At 54.4% G+C, this 19,105-nt stretch carries 12 protein-coding genes; 7 read left to right on the top strand and 5 right to left on the bottom strand.

Annotation, left to right across the window (positions count from 1 at the left end; genetic code table 11):
* Positions 1 to 217 precede the first annotated feature (217 nt).
* A complete protein-coding gene (locus AC1EKS_RS03925) occupies positions 218 to 727 on the bottom strand; it encodes a hypothetical protein (protein WP_481009526.1) in 510 nt (169 codons plus the stop codon).
* Between the two features lie 174 nt (positions 728 to 901).
* Here AC1EKS_RS03925 and AC1EKS_RS03920 point away from each other — a divergent pair, with 174 nt between their 5' ends.
* The 7 genes from AC1EKS_RS03920 to AC1EKS_RS03890 all read left to right on the top strand — a co-directional run bounded on the left by AC1EKS_RS03920 (position 902) and on the right by AC1EKS_RS03890 (position 11,339).
* Positions 902 to 1,411: a peptidylprolyl isomerase gene (locus tag AC1EKS_RS03920; protein ID WP_481009525.1), complete on the top strand. Its 510-nt coding sequence runs from the start codon at positions 902 to 904 to the stop codon at positions 1,409 to 1,411.
* 50 nt (positions 1,412 to 1,461) lie between these two features.
* Positions 1,462 to 2,175 (top strand): rhomboid family intramembrane serine protease, encoded by a 714-nt coding sequence (locus AC1EKS_RS03915; RefSeq protein WP_481010254.1) that lies wholly within the window; start codon positions 1,462 to 1,464, stop codon positions 2,173 to 2,175.
* A 229-nt stretch (positions 2,176 to 2,404) separates the two neighbouring features.
* Positions 2,405 to 4,879: an ATP-dependent Clp protease ATP-binding subunit gene (locus tag AC1EKS_RS03910; RefSeq protein ID WP_481010253.1), complete on the top strand. Its 2,475-nt coding sequence runs from the start codon at positions 2,405 to 2,407 to the stop codon at positions 4,877 to 4,879.
* 131 nt (positions 4,880 to 5,010) lie between these two features.
* A complete protein-coding gene (locus tag AC1EKS_RS03905) occupies positions 5,011 to 5,781 on the top strand; it encodes a hypothetical protein (RefSeq protein ID WP_481010251.1) in 771 nt (256 codons plus the stop codon).
* The gene (locus AC1EKS_RS03900; RefSeq protein ID WP_481010249.1) at positions 5,774 to 8,149 is read left to right on the top strand and encodes a hypothetical protein; all 2,376 of its coding nucleotides are present in this window, start codon (positions 5,774 to 5,776) and stop codon (positions 8,147 to 8,149) included. The genes AC1EKS_RS03905 and AC1EKS_RS03900 overlap by 8 nt, the downstream gene beginning before the upstream one ends.
* Positions 8,150 to 8,294: 145 nt before the next feature.
* On the top strand, positions 8,295 to 10,073 hold the full coding sequence (locus AC1EKS_RS03895; protein WP_481010247.1) for a VWA domain-containing protein: 1,779 nt from the start codon (positions 8,295 to 8,297) through the stop codon (positions 10,071 to 10,073).
* Between the two features lie 15 nt (positions 10,074 to 10,088).
* On the top strand, positions 10,089 to 11,339 hold the full coding sequence (locus AC1EKS_RS03890) for a glycoside hydrolase family 3 protein (protein ID WP_481010245.1): 1,251 nt from the start codon (positions 10,089 to 10,091) through the stop codon (positions 11,337 to 11,339).
* Positions 11,340 to 11,598: 259 nt separating this feature from the next.
* Here AC1EKS_RS03890 and AC1EKS_RS03885 read toward each other — a convergent pair whose 3' ends face one another.
* The 4 genes from AC1EKS_RS03885 to AC1EKS_RS03870 form a co-directional block, all read right to left on the bottom strand.
* On the bottom strand, positions 11,599 to 15,093 hold the full coding sequence (locus AC1EKS_RS03885) for a proline dehydrogenase family protein (RefSeq protein ID WP_481010243.1): 3,495 nt from the start codon (positions 15,091 to 15,093) through the stop codon (positions 11,599 to 11,601).
* 171 nt (positions 15,094 to 15,264) lie between these two features.
* Positions 15,265 to 16,956 carry a sodium/proline symporter PutP gene (gene putP / locus AC1EKS_RS03880; RefSeq protein WP_481010241.1) on the bottom strand — a complete coding sequence of 564 codons (1,692 nt, stop codon included), beginning with the start codon at positions 16,954 to 16,956 and terminating at the stop codon, positions 15,265 to 15,267.
* A 368-nt stretch (positions 16,957 to 17,324) separates the two neighbouring features.
* The gene (gene ispF, locus AC1EKS_RS03875) at positions 17,325 to 17,900 is read right to left on the bottom strand and encodes a 2-C-methyl-D-erythritol 2,4-cyclodiphosphate synthase (RefSeq protein ID WP_481010239.1); all 576 of its coding nucleotides are present in this window, start codon (positions 17,898 to 17,900) and stop codon (positions 17,325 to 17,327) included.
* A 116-nt stretch (positions 17,901 to 18,016) separates the two neighbouring features.
* Entirely contained in the window at positions 18,017 to 19,051 is a 1,035-nt protein-coding gene (locus tag AC1EKS_RS03870; protein ID WP_481009711.1) for an NUDIX hydrolase, read from the bottom strand.
* Positions 19,052 to 19,105 lie beyond the last annotated feature (54 nt).

Raw genomic sequence — 19,105 nt, 5'->3', positions numbered from 1 at the left:
CGAATCCGCATATGTACTGGGATAAGCGTGGCAGATGGGTCGCGGCCGGTAAAAGATACGAGAGGGGCTTGACCGGCGAAGCCGGTCAGGGGGTCCCCGGAGTGCTTTTACCGCGCCAGACCCAGTGAGGGTATTTCACGTGGTTATATCGAAAAATTCGCAGAACAATGCCCTCCCTGCTTTTTGCAGGGAGGGCATTGTCTGTAAACTTCAGGAACTATTTATCTAGTTTGTCTTTGACTGCGTCTACGGCCTCGTCGGCCTTTTCGGCTACATTCTGTGCAACCTCTTTGGCCTTGTCCTCAGCTTTTTCTGCAGCTTCTTGGGGATCGAATTCGCTCACTTCTACATCCTCCCAATACTCTTCTGCCCAGGGATCATCGACCGGCTGGGAACGACGGTAAAGCAGGTAGCCGGCGCAGGCAGCGGCCGCTGCTAGTACCAGGAATAGTAGTCCCTTACGACCCCGCTTGGGTTGCGGTTTACCGAATGCTTCTGCTGATTGTTTCTTCACTTGCTTAGCGGCCTCCTTAAAAGACTTCTCGGAATGCTTTTTAACCTCGTGGAACTGATCGCGCATATTGTCCACCGCGTGTTCCACACCGGGCACTAGTTCACTGCTAACTTTTTCTTGCAGATCCTGAGCGCCCTCAACAACCATGTCCTTGCCTTGATCTGCCAGGCTCCGTGCCTGTTTGAACAGCTTATACGGGCAGCATGTCTTCATGTTAGCTCCTTTGAGTTGACTGAGCCGAGGCGCCCCCCGCTTCGGCAGCGATAACTTGTACCCTTCTAGTCTAAACGCTTAAGGCAAAGATAGGGAAGAAATAAGCTCCGAGATTTAGCTCGATTTATCAAGCTCAAGTATCGGAATTTGGGCTTTCATGAAAGGATAAAGATTATGGAAGCAACAATTCACACTTCAAAAGGCGACATTAAAGTCGAACTGTTCCCGGATAAGACTCCGATTACCGTAAACAACTTCAAGGGTTTAGCCACTGGCGAACGCGAATGGCAAAACCCGGCTACGGGACTGAAATCCAATGAACCCCTCTATGACGGGGTGATCTTCCACCGTGTTATTCAGGGTTTCATGATCCAAACCGGAGACCCCCTAGGTACCGGTACCGGCGGTCCCGGTTACCGTTTCGACGATGAAATCGTACCGGAACTAACTTTCAATGAGCCCTACGTACTGGGGATGGCAAATGCGGGTCCGGGAACTAACGGCTCCCAGTTCTTCATCACCCAGGTACCGACCGAATGGCTAAATGGCAAACACACCGTCTTCGGTAAAGTAACCGACCAGGCTTCCCGCGATGTAGTCGACGCGATCGCTGCAGTCGACACCGATGGGCGCGACCGTCCGCTAGATGACATCGTCATCGAATCCATCGAAATCAGCGAGTAAGCTACGGTTTCCGCCAATTTAGCGGCGGCCGAAATCGAGCTAAGGGACAAATGGCGAACTCTAATCAGCGCGTCAATGTAATTAACGCCCTCATTATTGCCTGCGGGATTGTCTATGTGGCATCGTGGCTGGCTCCCAGTCTGGTAGAGCAATTTCTGTTTTACCCCTCCCTGGGATTCACCGAGCCGTGGCGCTTCTTGACCGCCGCATTCTTACATGGGGGGATCGTACATCTCGCCTCCAATATGGCGTTCCTGTACATCCTAGGCGAGCTCGCCCGCCGCGTGCTGAGCAGCTACCAGATTCTACTGATCTACTTGCTTTCTGCCTGGGGAGGATCGCTTGGCACCCTGGTGTGGGCACTACTTACCGGGCAGGAGCAAGCGGTCGTAGGTGCCTCCGGGGCAGTGTTGGGGCTGTGTGCAGGCGTATTCGTATACACCCGTAACCTGCACGCCTCCTCCAGTGCCCTGGGCGGCTTGCTGATAATCAACCTGCTCATCGGGTTTGTGATTCCTAATGTGTCTTGGCAAGGACACCTAGGGGGCGCCCTGGTGGGAGCGATTATCGGTTGGGCGCTGCACCTAGTGGCAGTAATCTCCGGCAGGCGAGGACGAAAAAAGCTGGGACAAGCTATCCCGGACGTGGTGGATCGCCAGCGCGCCACCGCTACTGTCAAACGCACCCAAATCATAGGAAACCTGCTGGTAACTGTGCTGTCGATAGCGTTACTGCTAGTCGTCACTTTGGTCTGCTATATCTAGCAGAAACCGGGGGCTTATGCGCACGAGCCGGAACCTTAGGCTAGCAAAAGCATTTTGCCACGTCACTAGGCAAACCCCGTTCCCGCCAACCGCGCCTCCTCGCCCTCGGAAAAATAAACCTTAGCCGGTAGTGAAACCAGGCGAGCCGGAGAGGCAAAAACCTCATAATGTATTTAGTGGAGAAAATTCTTTAAACCGCAAGATTCTCCCCTAAAGGTCAAGGAGCAAAATGTTCGAACGCTTTACAGATAGGGCGCGCCGGGTAGTAGTGCTGGCGCAAGACGAGGCGCGCAGCCTGGAGCATAACTATATCGGCACTGAACATATCCTATTGGGGCTGATTCGCGAAGGCGAAGGCGTAGCAGCTAAAGCGCTGGAAATGGCCAATATTTCCCTTGAGGGGGTGCGCGAGCAGGTCATCGAAATCATCGGCAAAGGCGAGAATGATTCAAAAGATCATATTCCCTTCACCCCCCGCGCTAAGAAGGTGCTGGAACTGTCGATGCGGGAAGCCCTGCAGTTGGGGCACAACTATATCGGCACTGAACATATCCTATTGGGGCTGATTCGCGAAGGCGAAGGCGTAGCCAATCAGGTGCTTACCAATATGGGGGCAGACCTGGGCAACGTTCGCCAAAACGTGATTCACCTGCTTTCCGGCTATCCCGGGGTGGGGCAGGACGGTCCCGGGGGAGAAACCGTGGGGGTCGGCACCGGCACCCAAAAGCCCCAAAAGTCCGGGTCGGCGATTCTCGACCAGTTTGGACGTAACCTGTCTGAGGCCGCGCGGGAAAACAAACTGGATCCGGTGATCGGACGCATCAACGAGATGGAACGGGTAATGCAGATCCTTTCCCGGCGCACCAAAAACAACCCGGTCTTGATTGGGGAACCTGGGGTCGGTAAAACTGCCGTAGTAGAGGGGCTCGCGCAAGCGATTGTGCGCGGAGACGTCCCCGAAACCCTGAAAGACAAGCATATTTATTCCCTAGATATGGGTTCGCTGATTGCGGGTTCGCGTTATCGCGGCGACTTTGAGGAACGCTTAAAGAAAGTTTTGAAAGAAATCCGCACCCGCGGGGACATTATCTTGTTCATCGACGAGATTCACACCCTGGTAGGGGCAGGCGCTGCCGAGGGCGCGATTGATGCGGCCTCGATCCTAAAGCCCATGCTGGCACGGGGAGAGCTGCAAACCATTGGCGCTACCACTACCGAGGAATACCGCAAATATATTGAAAAAGATGCGGCTTTGGAACGGCGTTTCCAGCCGGTGCAGGTAGAACAGCCCACCGTAGAAGATACCGTGAAAATTTTGACCGGGTTGCGGGACCGCTACGAGGCGCACCACCGGGTAATAATTACCGATGACGCGATTCGCGCGGCGGCCTCCCTGTCTGACCGTTATATTTCGGATCGCTACCTGCCCGATAAGGCTATCGATTTGATTGACGAGGCCGGAGCACGCCTGCGGATTCACCGCATGACCGCTCCTCCCGAGATTCGGGAAATGGATGAAAAAATCAATGAGGCGCGTCGCGATAAAGAAGCCGCGATTGATGCCCAAGATTTCGAGAAAGCCGCCAAACTGCGTGATGAAGAAAAACAGTTGGGCGAAAAACGTGCCCAGCTGGAGGCCGACTGGAAGTCTGGGGAAGGTGACCGGATCGGCACTGTCGACGAAGATTCCATTGCGGAGATCTTGGCGATGTCCACCGGTATCCCGGTGTTTAAGTTGACTGAGAAGGAAAGCGCGAAGCTGCTCCATATGGAAGATGAACTGCATAAACGGGTCATTGGCCAGAACGAAGCAGTCAACGCCCTCTCCAAATCCATCCGGAGGACGCGCGCGGGACTCAAAGACCCGAATCGTCCCGGCGGATCCTTTATTTTTGCCGGCCCTACCGGGGTGGGTAAAACCGAGCTGGCGAAAGCCCTGGCAGAGTTCCTGTTCGGCGACGAATCGGCGCTAATCCAACTGGATATGTCCGAGTTCGGGGAAAAGCACACTTCCTCCCGCCTGTTCGGAGCGCCTCCCGGATATGTTGGCTATGACGAGGGCGGACAGCTGACCGAAAAGGTACGCCGCAAGCCCTTCTCGGTGGTGCTTTTTGACGAGATCGAAAAAGCCCATGCCGATATTTTCAACACTCTTCTGCAGGTGTTAGAAGACGGACGCCTCACCGACTCCCAAGGGCGGATGGTGGACTTTAAGAACACCGTGATCATTATGACCACCAACCTGGGTACGCGGGAAATCAATAAAGGGGTGCAGACCGGGTTCCAGGTCGATAATGACCAGGTCGGTTCCTATCAGCGGATGAAGAACCGGGTCCAGGAAGAACTCAAACAGCAGTTCCGCCCGGAGTTCCTAAACCGCGTAGACGAAGTGATCGTGTTCCCGCAGCTGGGGATGGAGGAAATTCGCCAGATTGTGGATTTGATGATTGCCAAATTGCAAGAGCGCACCCAAGAGCAAGATATGACTTTGAAGCTCACCGATGCGGCTCGCGAGGAACTGGCCACTCGCGGTTTTGATCCGGTCCTGGGAGCGCGTCCTTTGCGGCGCACTATCCAACGCGATATTGAGGATGCCCTTAGCGAAAAGATTCTTTTCGGCGATATCGAACCCGGTCACGAAATCTTGGTGGATGTGCGTGAGGGCGAGGACGGGGAAAAGGAATTCACCTTCAACGGCAAGTAGGCCCCGCGTAATATTTTCCTGCGTCCAGTCTTACTCGGCGTAGCTGGTGTCCTCTGCGCATTACTTCCCGATGCGCCTCCGCGGCTTATCATCTCGTTATAATGTGGAGTTAAGGATTTTAAGGAGGGCGCATGAGTGCGGTTGCAGAGGCAAAGGCCGGGAAGCAGGTCGCTGCGATCACTACTGGCCATGACCTGTCCTCTCCGCAATTGAACGGGGCGTTGCCAGCAGAAGAAAGGAACCGCGAAGACGGAAAAATCTCCTCCGAGCAACCGATCCTGTTCCTGGATGTAGATGGTCCCCTAAACCTATGGGGCAGGGCGGGGCGGCGCATCCTCAATCCGCTGCTGCGTGCCCATCTGCTGCATCTGCAGCCCGACGACTCCTTCAATGTTAGTGTGGTGCTTTCCCGCCTCTTGGGTCCGCGTCTGCGTGAACTGGGTAAATATTTCGAAGTGCGGTGGGCGACCTCGTGGAATCAGTGGGCCAATCAGCATCTTTCCCCGCTGCTGGGCATTTCGAAGAATCTTCCTTGGGTACCTTGCCCTAACGGTGATCCCCGTGCAAAGTTTCCCGAAGTTATGGCTGCTGCCGGAAAGAATAGTTTTGCCTGGGTAGACGATTATTTAACCGCGGAAGTAGCCCAACAAACTCGCAAGAAATTACACTCTTCCCAATGCGCCCTTTTGGTTTCGCCTCATATTATGTGCGGGATAGATCGCGAAGTAACCCACCTGCTAAAATGGTTTTCGCAGACACTGCAAACGGAGCGGGAACCGGGCAGACGCGAGGCTCGTAAAGCGGCTCGTCTTGTAAATTCCGGGCGAGTTTCCGCTTGGCTGGTTAGCCCCGCAATGGTGATGTCTTTGAGCTTGCGAAAGGGGGCAAAGCGCCATGGCTAAACTAACGGTAACGAAAGTGGCGAAGCATTGCCTGAAAATAGCGGAACACCTAAATCCGCAGTTAGAAGATCCCCGTTTGCAGGACTTACGGGTCTCTATCAAACAAGCTCGCCGCGCCCTGGAGTCTGGACAGCTACCGCGTTGGCAGGTGAAGCGACTGGTAGACACAGTGGCTTTAGCGGCAATGCTTACTGGCAGAGCCAATTATGCGGAGCAAGTCTTTGGGTTATGGATGAAAGCCGGGCAATCTATTTCGCAAAATCCCGCCTCCCTGGTCTTAGAAGCACTCCCGGATTTAGGAAAAAATTCCGAGAATAAATCCCAGGCAGAAACTCAGGCTGCCCCGCCGCCCGCAGTTTCCCCGTCGCCAGCAGCTGTTTCGCAAGTAGCCCCCGCCTCTTCCCATCCGCAGGTGCCGGTTGTTCCCGCGCCCGCCGGGCATCCCCCGGTTTCGCGGCAGGATGCGTCGCCAGCCAGCAACCCCCAAAACAATGTTAATGTCCCACAGGATGCGTTACCGCAGGTTAACCAGGTGCAGCCGGCTCCGGAAGTATCTGCGGAATCAGGCGTGGAAAATTCTGATAATAATCAAGAGCTGGGCATGGGGCTTGCCGCCATGATTTCGGCGGCATACGCGGCCGAAAATGCTACTCCGGAAAACCATACGGAAACCCCTGAGGTAGTGGAAGCACAAAACATAAACTTAGCGCCGCAGCCCGGGGAAGCGGAGAGGCTGTCTGGCCAGAGCGTTACCGGGGAAGCCACTGCGGCGTCAGATCCTGCTGTTTCTGATAGTGCTGACTGGAGCGCGCCGGCCGGACAAATGCCTTGGCTTCCCGTACAGCGCTCAGCTCCCGCACCGGTTGCAAGCGGCGAATCCGCGCCAGCTCCCGCCGCGAATATAGCTACTGCGGCCTCATCTCAGGTAACAGCGGAAACCAGACCGGATAATATTTTGGTTTCTAACAGTGAGCTTCCCCCTCGCCGCTCCCTGAAACGTAGGGATGCTTCCCCGCAGCTTCCATCCCCGGACTACCGGCAGATGCGACCGGCTCCTGCTCCCCCCTCTGGGCAGCCCACGCCAAGTGCAGCGCCCCCAGAGCCCGCGGCACTACCACAGCCGACAGCTGTTATGCCTGGGAATTCCCCAATCTCCCCAGTGCCGAATCCAACTATTCCCCTGGAAACTTCGGCAGCGTTACCGATGTCTTCGCCAGCTCCGCTGGCAGGGGAACTGACCTCGCAACCAGAAACTCATTATCCGCCGGCTAACGCAACGATGGCACCGCTTACGGCTGCCCAGCCCCCAGCTACTCCTCCTGCTGCAGCCCCGCCGGCAAGCCCCATGCCAGCAACGGCAGTGGCAGCAGAAGTTATGCCGGCAGCAACGCCGAAAGCTCCCGCAACCGGGTCCTATACAGCGGAGGGATCTCCCCTTGATGATGCTGCTATCTGGGATTACTTCCAAAAAATGGGTTTTGATTCCCAACTAAATATGAGTTTCGCCGAGTTCGTGGCGCGCAAAAATCACGTTGAAGACAGTAGCGGCAGTACCGGGGCCGTCTCCTCTCCAACGCCGGCCTCGCAACCGCGGGCATCACGTCCGGCTTTTGCCGAAGTAGCGGATGAAATGCCTGCTAGTGCACTAGTTTCATCGGCGATAGCACCAGAGGTATCACTTTCGCCGGCCGACTCAGCCCTGCGGAGAGCGGCGCAAAGTCCGCTGGCGCCCTCACGAGTACCGCCAGCAGCTCCGCATAAGCCCCGAGATATTCTGGCCGATGCTGACCGGCAACCTTCTACCCGGCTAATCACTATCCGAGTGCGCGGATTTTTTGATTACCAACCCCGCTTTACCCATCCTAAACAGCGCCTTGACGAGCCGGCAGTAGCCGGCTCTACCTCCTCTTTCGCGAAAAGTATTATTGGCGCCGAAGGCCCCATGCCTCTGGAATTTTTGGCGCGGAGATTGTGTCAAAAGTACCGGATTGAATATCACGATCAGCGTCCCGAGGAAGCCAGCAATTGCCTCAGTCCCAACTTGCGTCTGGTGCCCGAGCCCGGAATGCGAACGGTGTGGCCTGCCCAAGTTGATCCCCTTAGCTGGAATACCGCCTTACAATCCCCGATCGGATTACCCCGTAAATTGGGGTCGCTGACCTTAACTGAGGTAGCTAACGCTTTGCGCTGGCAGATTTCTCTTACCAACAGTATGGAACGAACAGAGATTATCGCTGAGGCATTTAAGCTGCTTTACGGAATCTCTCCGCTAACCCCGCAGGCGGAGGCGCTCGCTGATCGGGCCATTTCCTATGGGATAGCCAATAACTTGTTAGCAGCCGGTAACGGTACTTTGTGGTTACCTTGATTGCTGTCTAAAAACTAATACCGGTAAGTACTTTTAGGATCTAGTTCGCTATTGCATAAACGCTGGTTTGTGCTCCGAGTTAAACTTAGAGCTGTTGGATTTATCGTTAGATCTATAAATCTCCCCATTTTAAGGAATTAGAAATATGGCTTTTTGTTCGCACTGTGGCAATAACAATTCTGACGCGGCAGATTTTTGCAGTAAATGCGGGGCCGCGCTCGAATCGGGAAGCAATGGACAGGCAGCTAGCACCGGTTCAAACGCGCAAACTCAGCCGAATCCTTATGGCACTTACCCGGGTTACAGTGGCTATCCCGGTCAATATCCTCCCGCTACCTCGCCCTATCCGGGGCAGTCGAGCCCCTTTAACCCGGCTGCGGGCGCGTCTTCCTCGAGTCAACCCTATCCGGGGGGCTACCCCTACCAGGTGCCACCTGCAGGTGGCTACGCGGCACCGATGGCAAATACTGCCGCCGCCCCGAAAAACAGAAATCGGGGTCTAATCATTGGCTTGGCCAGCGTCTTGGCAATAGTGCTAGTACTAACCGTAGGGGGCTGGTTGTATTACGCGAACTATGTGTCCCCGCTTTCTGGCACCACTGCCGATTATGATTCGCTGCGCGCGGAGCTAACTGAAAACCAAGCCAACTATGATTTAGAAATAGTAAGTACCGATGTATCTCAGTACCCGACGGTGCGCCTTTACTTGTCTTTAACAGACAGCGACCACCAAGAACTTACGCTTAAATCCCCTACCGCGGCAATAAAAGAAAAAATCGCTGGTGGGGGCGAAATAAAACGCGAGATAAAGAAAATAGAGAGGATCAAAGATAACCAGGGCGTAGGTTTTGAGGTGCTCTTAGACAAATCGGCTTCCATGTCGGAAGATTTGGGAGAGATGCAAAACGCCATGCGTAACTTCGTTAATAGCCTCGACTATAAAGTCGGCGATAAAGCAGAGCTAATGGCGTTCGATACCTATCTCATGTATATGTCTACGCTGACCGGAGAAAAAAATAGGTTATTAACGGGGATCTCGAATATCACCGCTGATGGTGATACCGCGCTCTATGATGCTTTGTACGAGGGGGTTTCAAATGCGGGCAACCGCACGGGATCGAACTGTGTGATCGCCTTTACCGACGGGATCGAAAACTCTAGTTCCCACACCTTAGATGAAGTAATCAGCTTGGCCACAGAAAAGGCAGTGCCCATCTACTTGATAGGTAGCTCCGAATCTGATTTGGACACCTTGCAGCAAATTGCAGATCAAACCAAAGGATATCTGTGGGATATTAATTCGATTTCCGATATGGGGGAAGTCCTGGAAAAGATTAACTCTCGGCAAAAGAATCTTTACACCATTGAATATACTTCTGATGCCAAAGCCGACCCCTATGCAGAACGGACTATTTCGGCGCTGATCGGGGACGCCGATGACTTCAAACTAGGTGCTATTAAGGACGGTGTTTCTTTTACTCCGGTTAAACGTACTGGCGTGGAGAAGCACAAGAGCCGCTATGAGGCGTTTAGAGAAGACAAGACCTGGACCGAGGCCAATAATATCTGCATGAGTAAGGGCGGGCATTTGGTGACGATCACCAGCCAACAGGAAGAACAGCAGGTGATTTCCTTAGTTGAATCTAAGGGAATCGAGTTCGCCTGGATGGGTGGATACACTTCCGAAAGAGATAATGGGGTTTTTGCCCACTGGGTGACTGGTGAAGAATGGTCATATCAGAACTGGTTCCCGGGCGAACCCTCCCATACTGATTTAGATGGCGCCCCGGAGTTCTATCTGATTTTGTGGAAGATTAGAGGTCAGTGGTCGTGGAACGATGAACGTAACAATATGCTTGAAGCTCCCGATTCCGCAGCCAGAATTAGCGGGAAAGCCGGTTATGTTTGTGAGTACGAACAGTAGGAAGCAAGGGTAACGATGACTAATAGAAAATCACTTTTCGGCAATAGTTTCGCAAGAAAGTCGCGTCTGATAGTAACCACTATTGCGGTGACGATAGCTTTGGGAATGGTAAGCGCCTGTAGTAGCGCTACTAGCGGCTCCCCGTCTAAGCCGAAAAAAGCTACTCCCGCGCCCACCGCTAGTACCTTGGCTAAAAACGCTAAACCGGATTCGGCTGCATCCTTAGTAGCAAAAATGTCTTTAGAAGATAAAGTTGCCCAGCTGTTTATGGTAACTCCGGAAGCGCTCTCCAAGTTCAAGGGGAGCGTGGTGGCGTCTGGAGACCAAACGAAACAGGCGTTTGCGAAGCGGCCGGTGGGGGGCGTTATTTATAACTCTGCGAATCTGCAATCGCCGGAGCAAGTTAAAACTATGCTCGCCAACCTGCAGAAATATAGTAAAGAGCGGACCGGGATCCCCGTCTTTATCGCGGTTGATGAGGAGGGCGGCACGGTTGCTCGGGTTAGTGGTAGCAAGGGTATGGGGATTAAACCTTATCCGAATATGAGTGAAGTCGGTGCCGGGAAGGATAGCAATCGCGCCCTCCAAATTGGTACTGAAATGGGGAAATACTTAGCTGATTTAGGGTTCAATATCGATTTTGCCCCCGATGCGGATGTGCTGACGAATCCGAAAAATGATTTGCTTAAATATCGGGCGTTTAGCAGTGATCCCCAGACGGTTAGCAATATGACAGCTGCTTTTACTAAAGGCTTGCAGACCAGCGGGGTACTCGCCACCTATAAACATTTTCCCGGACACGGCTCTACCAGCGCAGACTCCCATAAGGGGATAACTGTTTCGCAGCAGGATGCCACCCAGTTGGAAAATGTGGATTTAGTGCCTTTCAAAGATGCGGTCGCTAAAGACGTAAAACTGATTATGGTTAGCCACGTTTGTTTTCCGAAGGCTTTTGGAGACAACACTCCCGCTAGCCTGTCAAAAAAGGTGGTAACTGGCTGGGCGCGAGAAAAGCTGCAGTACCAAGGAATTTTGATTACCGATGCTATGAGCATGGGGGCAATTAGCGACAACTACCAGCCGGCAGAGGCGGCGGTGCAGGCGATTCAGGCGGGGATTGATATTGTGCTTGATCCTAAAGATTTTGACGCTGCCTACCAGGGGGTCCTGTCAGCGGTGAAAGCGGGGAAAATTAGCCAGGAGCAGGTAGACAAGTCAGTAACTAGGATCGTGGCCACCAAGCTGCAGTTAAAGGTGACAAAGTAATCGCAAGGCGCGGTTAGCAGAGTGGGAAATAGTACCTCACCAATAGGCTTAGACACTGTCAGGCCAGCTGGTCAGCTAGTTATTGGGTAGTTGTAACTGCTGGTAGGCTTCGTTAGGGCGCTAGGGGCACAGCGGAATTTTCGGCCGATTGTCTGCTCGCGGTATTTACCTTATTCGCGGGAGAAAACTTTTGCGGGGGTTGGGAAATATTTCCCAACCCCCGCAAGGCATTTATTTAGTTATTGAACTAAAGCAGCGCCTAGATTTTCACCTGCTCCGAAAGCGGAGTGTGATTACCGAAGCGGTGGTTCGTAAAGGCTACTGCCTGTTCACGTACAAATGGAATCATTTCTACGCGTCCACAAGCGGTAACCGGGTGCGACCATACTGCTACGTTCACATTGCCATTGACAGCTTCGTTTACTGCTTTGACATCCCCACCAATCAGGCGGATACGAGCATCCAGACCGGCACCGGCCGCCCAGGCGGGCAGACGGTCACGGAAGGATTGATCGGATTCAACCTCGTAATCAATGTGCTGTACTCGCAGGTACTGCAACAGCGCAGAGTCAGGTTCTTGCGGCATCGACACCGACACTTTAGAGCCCGCGGCGCGACCGGTAGCGGCCAGCATCAGTACCTGGGAGGCGTCCTCGCCCTCGGATAGCCGGATGAGTACCGGCAACGGACGGTAACGCAACACGTTACGTTCTACCCGCAGATCAGAGGGGTCATGCCCAATGCCAAACTCGGAGTCCAGCGCCTGCTGGGAGGAGCGTAGCGATGCCATCACGAACTCTTTATTAGAGTCCAGAGAGCGTGCCACCTTCGCGGCCTCCACCAGAGCCCGGTTACGCAGTTCCACGCCCTCATTCGCAGGAACCCCGTCAACATCCCATTCGCCCATGCCGAATAGGTAAGAGGGGCCGCCCGCCTTGGTGCCCGCACCAATCGCGGAGTTCTTCCAACCACCGAAGGGTTGACGGCGCACGATAGCGCCGGTGATACCGCGGTTGACGTAGACGTTACCGGCCTGTACTCGATCTAGCCAGAGGTTGATTTCATCGGCATCCAAAGAGTGTAAACCGGCGGTCAAACCGTAATCGGTCGCGTTTTGAATCTCGATGGCCTCTTCCAAGGTGTCGCAGCGGATAATACCCAGAATCGGACCGAAATATTCGGTCAGGTGGTATTCGCTGCCCGGCTGTACACCAGCGCGAATACCCGGAGTCCAGAGCTTTCCGGAATCATCTAGCTGCTTGGGCTTGAGCGCCCAATGCTCGCCCGGTCCCAAAGTGGTTAGGCCGCGCAGCAGTTTGCCTTTGGCCGGGGTGCATAGCGAACCGGTTTGGCTGGAGGGGTTGGAGGGGTAGTCCACGATTAGAGAGCGCACGCCGTCAAGTAGCTGACGATGCACCCTTTCGGAGTAACCTACCGAACCGACCAGAATTGCCAGCGAGGAGGCGGAGCACTTCTGACCACAGTGGCCAAATGCCGAGTTGATAATATCTTTGACTGCCAGATCCAGATCCGCCGAGGGGGTGACAATAATACCGTTCTTGCCGGAGGTTTCCGCCAGCAGACCCATATTGTTGTCCCAGGAACGGAACATCTTGGCAGTGTCGATAGATCCGGTCAAAATTACCCGATCTACTCGTTCATCCGCCATCAGGTTCTTACCCAGATCCCGGTTGCCCAGCTGGACAAATTGCAAAACCTCACGTGGAACTCCTGCATCCCACATAATCTTGGCTAGTAGCGCACCTGTACGAGCAGCTTCTTTAGCCGGTTTGAAGATTACGGCTGAACCGGCAGCTAGCGCCGACACGGTAGAACCGGTAGGAATAGCGATCGGGAAGTTCCAGGGCGGGGTCGAAACCGTTACCCGGGCGGGCTTGAACTTGGCGCCCTCTTGCTGTTCCAGCTCTAGGCACTGCTGACCGTAGTAGTGGCAGAAGTCGACAGCCTCAGATACCTCGATATCGCCGCCATCTAGGGCTTTACCGCATTCGGCAGCCGCAACTTCCATCAGCTGGGCGCGGTGCTGGCTGAGCCCGACGCCTACGCGGTGAATAATCTCGGAGCGTTCCTTAGCGGGACGCGCCGCCCAAACTTCGGCCGCCGCAACCGCCCCGGCTAGCATTTGATCTAGCACGTTGGCATCGGAAACGGTGGCTTCTTCAACTTCTTTAATCCCAATCTGACAATCGGGAATATTCTTAACGATCTCGCGCGACCATTCGATATTTTCCGGCAAGGAAGGATCCGAATCCGGGGTATTCGCGAAAGTCCACTCGCCGTCTTTTTGTACAAAAGATTTAATATCGTCGGCGGTCTCGGTGAGACGATTTTGCTGACGTACCGGACCAACTTCGACCTCGTAAACCCGATCCAGGGCGCGACGGAAACGCTGTTCTTCCTTATGCAGAACATCCGCGTCATCCAGATCGAAAATATCGGACATAAAGTTCTGATCCAGCGAGTTTTCTTCCAACCGTCGTACCAGGTAGGCGATAGCCACGTCGTATTCTTCGGGGTTAACTACCGGCACGTAGAACAACAGGTGACCCGTGTCCTCAGCTACTGCCTTGGACTGGGGAGAGGCCATCCCGGTAAGCATCTCGAACTCGACTCCGCCGCTTTCCAGCACTCCGCGCTCATGCGCTAGCTCGAACGCAAAGGCCACGGTAAACAGGTTCATGCCTGCTACCCCGATCTTAATGTTGCGGGTGTGCTCTTTAGTTAAGGCGTAGTCGAGCACTTTCATGTAGTTAGAGTCAGTATCCTGCTTGCACTTTTGGGTGGTGAGTTTCCAGCCGCGTTCGCGAGAATCCACGGTTTCCATCGAAAGGTTTGCGCCCTTAACAACGCGAACTTTGATGCGTCCGCCCCCATTGGCTACGCGCTCAGCCGCCCATTCTTGCAGGTGCTTCATAGCGGGGAGGGCGTCGGGCAGGTAGGCCTGCAGTACGATGCCCGCTTCCAGCTTTTCTAGTCCGGGGGTTTCCAGAATCTTCTTGAACACATCAATGGTCATATGAAGGTCTTTGTATTCCTCCATATCCAGGTTGATGAACTTCTTTTGTTCATAGGAGTTCGCGCGGCGATATAGCGGCAGGAGGGCGTTTACTGCCCGATCTACCACGTGATCATATGCCCAGGGGTTGTGCGGACCGGTGACCGCCGAAACCTTCAAAGATACGTACTCTACGTCCGGACGCTCTAGCAGCGCCATAGTGTCGGTCAGCCGCTTGTTAGCTTCCTCGTCGCCGAGGATCGCTTCGCCCAGCAGGTTCATGTTGAGCCGCATCCCGCCCTGTTTTAGCCGCTCAATAGCCGGCCCCAGTTTGGCATCGGAGACGTCCAGAACTAGATCCCCAACTAGCTTGGCGAATACGCTACGGGTGATCGGGACAACCACCTTGGGTAATACCGGTGCCAAGGCGCCTCCCAGTTTGAAGGGCAAACGCAGGTACCAGGGGAGGAAGCCGACAGAGGAGGAGGCAAGGCGGTTCATCTCATCCGCTGCTACCTGCATATCCTCGGGACGAATAACCCCGTCTACAAAGGCAACCGTAAAGTCGAGACCAGCCTGATCTTCGAGCACCTGGGAAAGGAGCTTCGCTGCTCGATCTTCTGGATATTTCTCGGACTCCCGTACCCATTTCTGGGCACGAGCGACCGCCAGATCCGCAAGGTGACGGCAGTCGCCGGTTTCCCCGCCAACTTTGGGGGGAGCCACGCTTTCTGACATTTTGTTTCAGTCCTTTCTTAGGAAACTGTTAATAGGTATCGATCGCACCTAAGGGCGCAGAGAGCCGGGCTTGGAATTGCCCGACCCTCTACGCACTTATATGTTCAAGGTAACACTAGATGCGAGGAAGTGTACCCCGATTGTAGGGACTTTTTTCCTAGTCCCCATTTTTTATTCAGTTTTCTGTGATTCAGGTACCTGTCCTTCGGTCTCTACCTCCGCAATCGGCACCACGGTTACCGGGGTAACTTTGCGTCCTTCTAAAGTAGAGTTAATTTCCTCTTGCGAGGCATGAGCCAGTTTGACGGCAAGATCGAACTCTTCGTCGATTTCCTTGTTCGGCTTGTAGGTGGCGCGAGACACCAGCCAGGAGACCAGCAGGTTCAGTAAGAACCCGGGCAGGATCTCGTACACCTGGAAGAACATCGGCACCGTGTCTGGTAGATTTCCCCAGATGCCAACGGTAATAGCACCCACGGCCATACCAGCAGCAGCACCCTGCCAGGTGTACTTGCGCCAGTAGAGGCTGAGTACAACCACTGGACCGAAGGCGGCCCCGAAGCCTGCCCAGGCGAAAGAAACCAGACCCAGAATCGAGTCGGTACGGAACCAGGCAAAGAAAGCGGCGATCACCGAAATCGCTAACACCACCATCCGGCCGGCGTTAATACCTTTGGTGCCCAGCAGACGGCGCTTCTTGATACCGCGGTAAATATCCTCAACCACTGCGGAGGAAGTCACCAATAGCTGCGAAGACACGGTGGACATGATGGCGGCCAAAATCGCAGCCAACATGAACCCGGCTAGCACGGCGGGGAAGAGCTTTTCCCCCATCACCAGGTAAATACTTTCTTCTGGGTTTTGTGACACCTTGCTTAAGGCTTCTTTGATTCCACCGAGACCATTTTCGACTAGGGCACGCCCGATGAGAGCGGTCATAGTAGCGCCTAGCACACACAGGAACATCCAGCCGATGCCTAGGCGGCGCGCCGAGACCGCTTCTTTGGGGGAGCGCAGGGCCATATAACGCACGATTACGTGGGGCATACCTACATATCCCAGCCCCCAGGCCAGACCGTTGAGCATCGACAACTTACCAGCAGCGCCATCACCTACGATGGAGAACATATGACCTTCCAGGCCACTGAGGGTGCCAGTCATCACTCCGAATCCGCCCAGGGCGACTACGCCGAAGATCGGTACCAGCAGCAGGGCGATTAACATCATGATGCCTTGCACCATGTCGGTCCAGGACACCGCCAAGAACCCGCCTACCAGGGTGTAAAGAATAACCACCCCGGCCACGATTACCATGCCCACGTGGTAGTTAACATGGAAGATCGATTCGAAGAACACGCCGCCGGACACCATGCCGCTGGCCACATAGATGGTGAAGAAGAAAAGAATAATTATCCCGGCTACCATCTGCAGGACGTATTTGTCGTCCTTAAGGCGTGCCGACATGAACGAAGGAACGGTAATCGAGTCTCCGGCTACCTGCGAATAGGAACGCAGACGGGGAGCCACCCATTTCCAGGCGCACCAGGAACCAATCAGCAGCCCGATGGCAATCCAGGATTCCACCAGACCGGTTAGATAGAGGGCGCCCGGCAGTCCCATCATTAACCACCCGGACATATCCGCAGCACCAGCGGAAAGCGCGGCTACCAGGGGAGGTAGGGAACGTCCCCCCACCATGTAGTCATCCATGGTTTGGGTGCGGGTGTAACCGTAGATACCGATCAAGATCATGGCTACGAAGTAAATCACCATGGCGATGGCGATACCGCTAGTGCTCCCGCTACTTATAAAATCTGCCGCACCTACTGTGGGCATTACTAATGTTGAGAATGTACTTATCATTTGCTCTCCATTGGGGTTTGCGCCGAGACTTTCGACTGCGAAACATATTATCTCGCTGTCGAGCAAATCACAATATAGTACGGGACTTTAGGTACTTGAGAGCTGTAAGTCTTTTTGACTTAAAAAGGGTAAACCGGCAGAAAAACAGAGGTTTAGAGCACCTATTTTCCAGCTAGAATTTTCCTAAAACATCTAGGTCTAAAGACCTGGATTTTTGTGATCTAGGTCGCTGTATTTAGGAGTCTGGCGACTGTAAGTAGGCTAAATGAGGCTAAGGGTTTGTGCCTAGCTTTTAATAAGGAGAGTTTTTCTTTACTTAGACACAGTGAAGATATTACTGCCGATAAGGGATCCCGGCGAAGCTCAGTTCAGCATCGAGGGTAAACCAGGGCGGTAGCTATCGCCGCCGCGCCCTCCCCGCGTCCGGTAAACCCCAGTTTGTCCGAGGTAGTTGCGGAAATAGAAACCGGTGCCCCCACTGCCTCCTCCAGGGCTTCCCGCGCCTGCTGATAGCGTGCCCCCATCCGCGGATGATTAGCGATCACCTGAACGGCGGCATTTCCCAGTTCCCACCCTGCCTGGTGAATAATCTCCATGGTGGCTGCTAATAGCTGCTTACCAGAGGCTCCCTGCCACTGGGGACGATCAGTACCAAAATGGGTACCCAAGTCCCCTTGGCCGGCCGCCGATAAAATGGCGTCACAGAGGGCGTGGGCGGCCACATCCGCATCGGAATGCCCCTTAAGGGGGGTTTCCCCCGGCCAGGAAAGTCCGGCTACCATGCACGGACGGGACTCAGACTCCGGGTCGGCGGGGTCAGCAAAAGCATGAACGTCGCTGCCAATACCTACCCGAGGTAGTAGGTAAGGAACGGAAGGCTCGGTTCTGGTTGTGGATGCACTGGTCGAGATTTCCGGGTTGGGGTCGCAATGGGAATCAATCATGCCACCAGTTTAGCTGTCCGGATGCTGGTTTGAGTCGCGGTATACCTAGCAAGGAAACTCTCTCAGCGCGACTAACCCTGCCAGCAGAGCAGTGAAAATATTCCCCTGGGGGGACCCTACGGATCTAGACGGAATAGTTCCAGATCAACTATTCGGGTCTCGGGATAGTCAGCCAGATGCGCGATCAGCATTCCCGCAGTTTTTAAATAGGGGTCGCGCTGGGGAAGTATTCTCCCTAAATTATTGGGCGTCAGCGGAGCTAACTCGCCAATAATCCCCGGAATCGTGGGGCGATGTACGCAAATCGCCAAGGAATCGGGAGGCTGATCGGCAGGAGCATCTAAAAGTAGCCTGCGAACCGCTTTCCGCATAGCCGCAGGATTTTCCCGATAGGCGTCCTCGGTAAAAGCGGGCTCCATTTTTAGGGGAGTACCCGAGAGCGTGGCATAGGGGGCAACGGTGGCCACGCAGCGACGCCAAGGGGAAGTGATTATCTGGTTAATCCCCAGAGCCGAAAGCGCCGGGATTAACCGCAACACTTGCGAGGAGCCGCGGCGTGAAAGCGGCCGAGTCATCTCCCCGTGTTCCCAACGAGAACGTTTGGTGGCTTTAGCGTGCCGTAACACCGCCACCGTCCGGGTTACTAAAGTGTGCTCTGCCAAGCGGGTGAGCAGTTCTTCTAGCAGACGGCGATCGCCGCGGCGAGTTAGCATCCGCATAGCTTTGCGCGCCCCCACCCACTGTGATTTATCAATTTCTTTGCTAGGTGCCGGGGGAGCGAGGGGGCGTGCTCGCAAAGTTTCCTTGGAAACATCCGGAAAACCTACCCAGTAATAAACCTCTTTGGTTACTCCCGATCCCAGTCGATAACGCTGCACCGTCAGCGGTGCTCCTAGTCGAATGGGAACTCCGGTTTCCTCTTCCACCTCGCGCACCGCCGTTGCCGGGATAGCTTCCCCAGGTTCGCGTTTGCCTTTCGGCCAAGACCAGTCGTCATAGCGGGGTCGATGCACTATCAGTACCTCGATATCTTGGCGCTTGGCGGGGAGGGAGGTACCAGAAATTGGGTTAGCTTCTGGCCGCAGACGCCAAACTAATGCGCCTGCGGATCGTACTATCCGCATATGCGGTGGCTTAGGTCGAGCCGTCATTATCGCCACTTGCCTTTCTCGTAATCTGTTTCCATTGTCTAACAAATTACGTGT

The organism is Varibaculum sp. C0165D1, assembly GCF_056590355.1.
Note: the sequence above shows the minus strand (reverse complement) of the source record. Positions and strands in the feature narration are given on the sequence as shown.

What these genes read in the sequence shown, in the direction of transcription:
- AC1EKS_RS03915 (WP_481010254.1), top strand. Translation starts at nt 1,462, where the DNA reads ATGGCGAACTCTAATCAGCGCGTCAATGTAATTAACGCCCTCATTATT.
- AC1EKS_RS03925 (WP_481009526.1), bottom strand. Translation starts at nt 727, where the DNA reads ATGAAGACATGCTGCCCGTATAAGCTGTTCAAACAGGCACGGAGCCTG.
- AC1EKS_RS03890 (WP_481010245.1), top strand. Translation starts at nt 10,089, where the DNA reads ATGACTAATAGAAAATCACTTTTCGGCAATAGTTTCGCAAGAAAGTCG.
- ispF (WP_481010239.1), bottom strand. Translation starts at nt 17,900, where the DNA reads ATGATTGATTCCCATTGCGACCCCAACCCGGAAATCTCGACCAGTGCA.
- putP (WP_481010241.1), bottom strand. Translation starts at nt 16,956, where the DNA reads ATGATAAGTACATTCTCAACATTAGTAATGCCCACAGTAGGTGCGGCA.
- AC1EKS_RS03895 (WP_481010247.1), top strand. Translation starts at nt 8,295, where the DNA reads ATGGCTTTTTGTTCGCACTGTGGCAATAACAATTCTGACGCGGCAGAT.
- AC1EKS_RS03920 (WP_481009525.1), top strand. Translation starts at nt 902, where the DNA reads ATGGAAGCAACAATTCACACTTCAAAAGGCGACATTAAAGTCGAACTG.
- AC1EKS_RS03905 (WP_481010251.1), top strand. Translation starts at nt 5,011, where the DNA reads ATGAGTGCGGTTGCAGAGGCAAAGGCCGGGAAGCAGGTCGCTGCGATC.
- AC1EKS_RS03910 (WP_481010253.1), top strand. Translation starts at nt 2,405, where the DNA reads ATGTTCGAACGCTTTACAGATAGGGCGCGCCGGGTAGTAGTGCTGGCG.
- AC1EKS_RS03870 (WP_481009711.1), bottom strand. Translation starts at nt 19,051, where the DNA reads ATGACGGCTCGACCTAAGCCACCGCATATGCGGATAGTACGATCCGCA.
- AC1EKS_RS03885 (WP_481010243.1), bottom strand. Translation starts at nt 15,093, where the DNA reads ATGTCAGAAAGCGTGGCTCCCCCCAAAGTTGGCGGGGAAACCGGCGAC.
- AC1EKS_RS03900 (WP_481010249.1), top strand. Translation starts at nt 5,774, where the DNA reads ATGGCTAAACTAACGGTAACGAAAGTGGCGAAGCATTGCCTGAAAATA.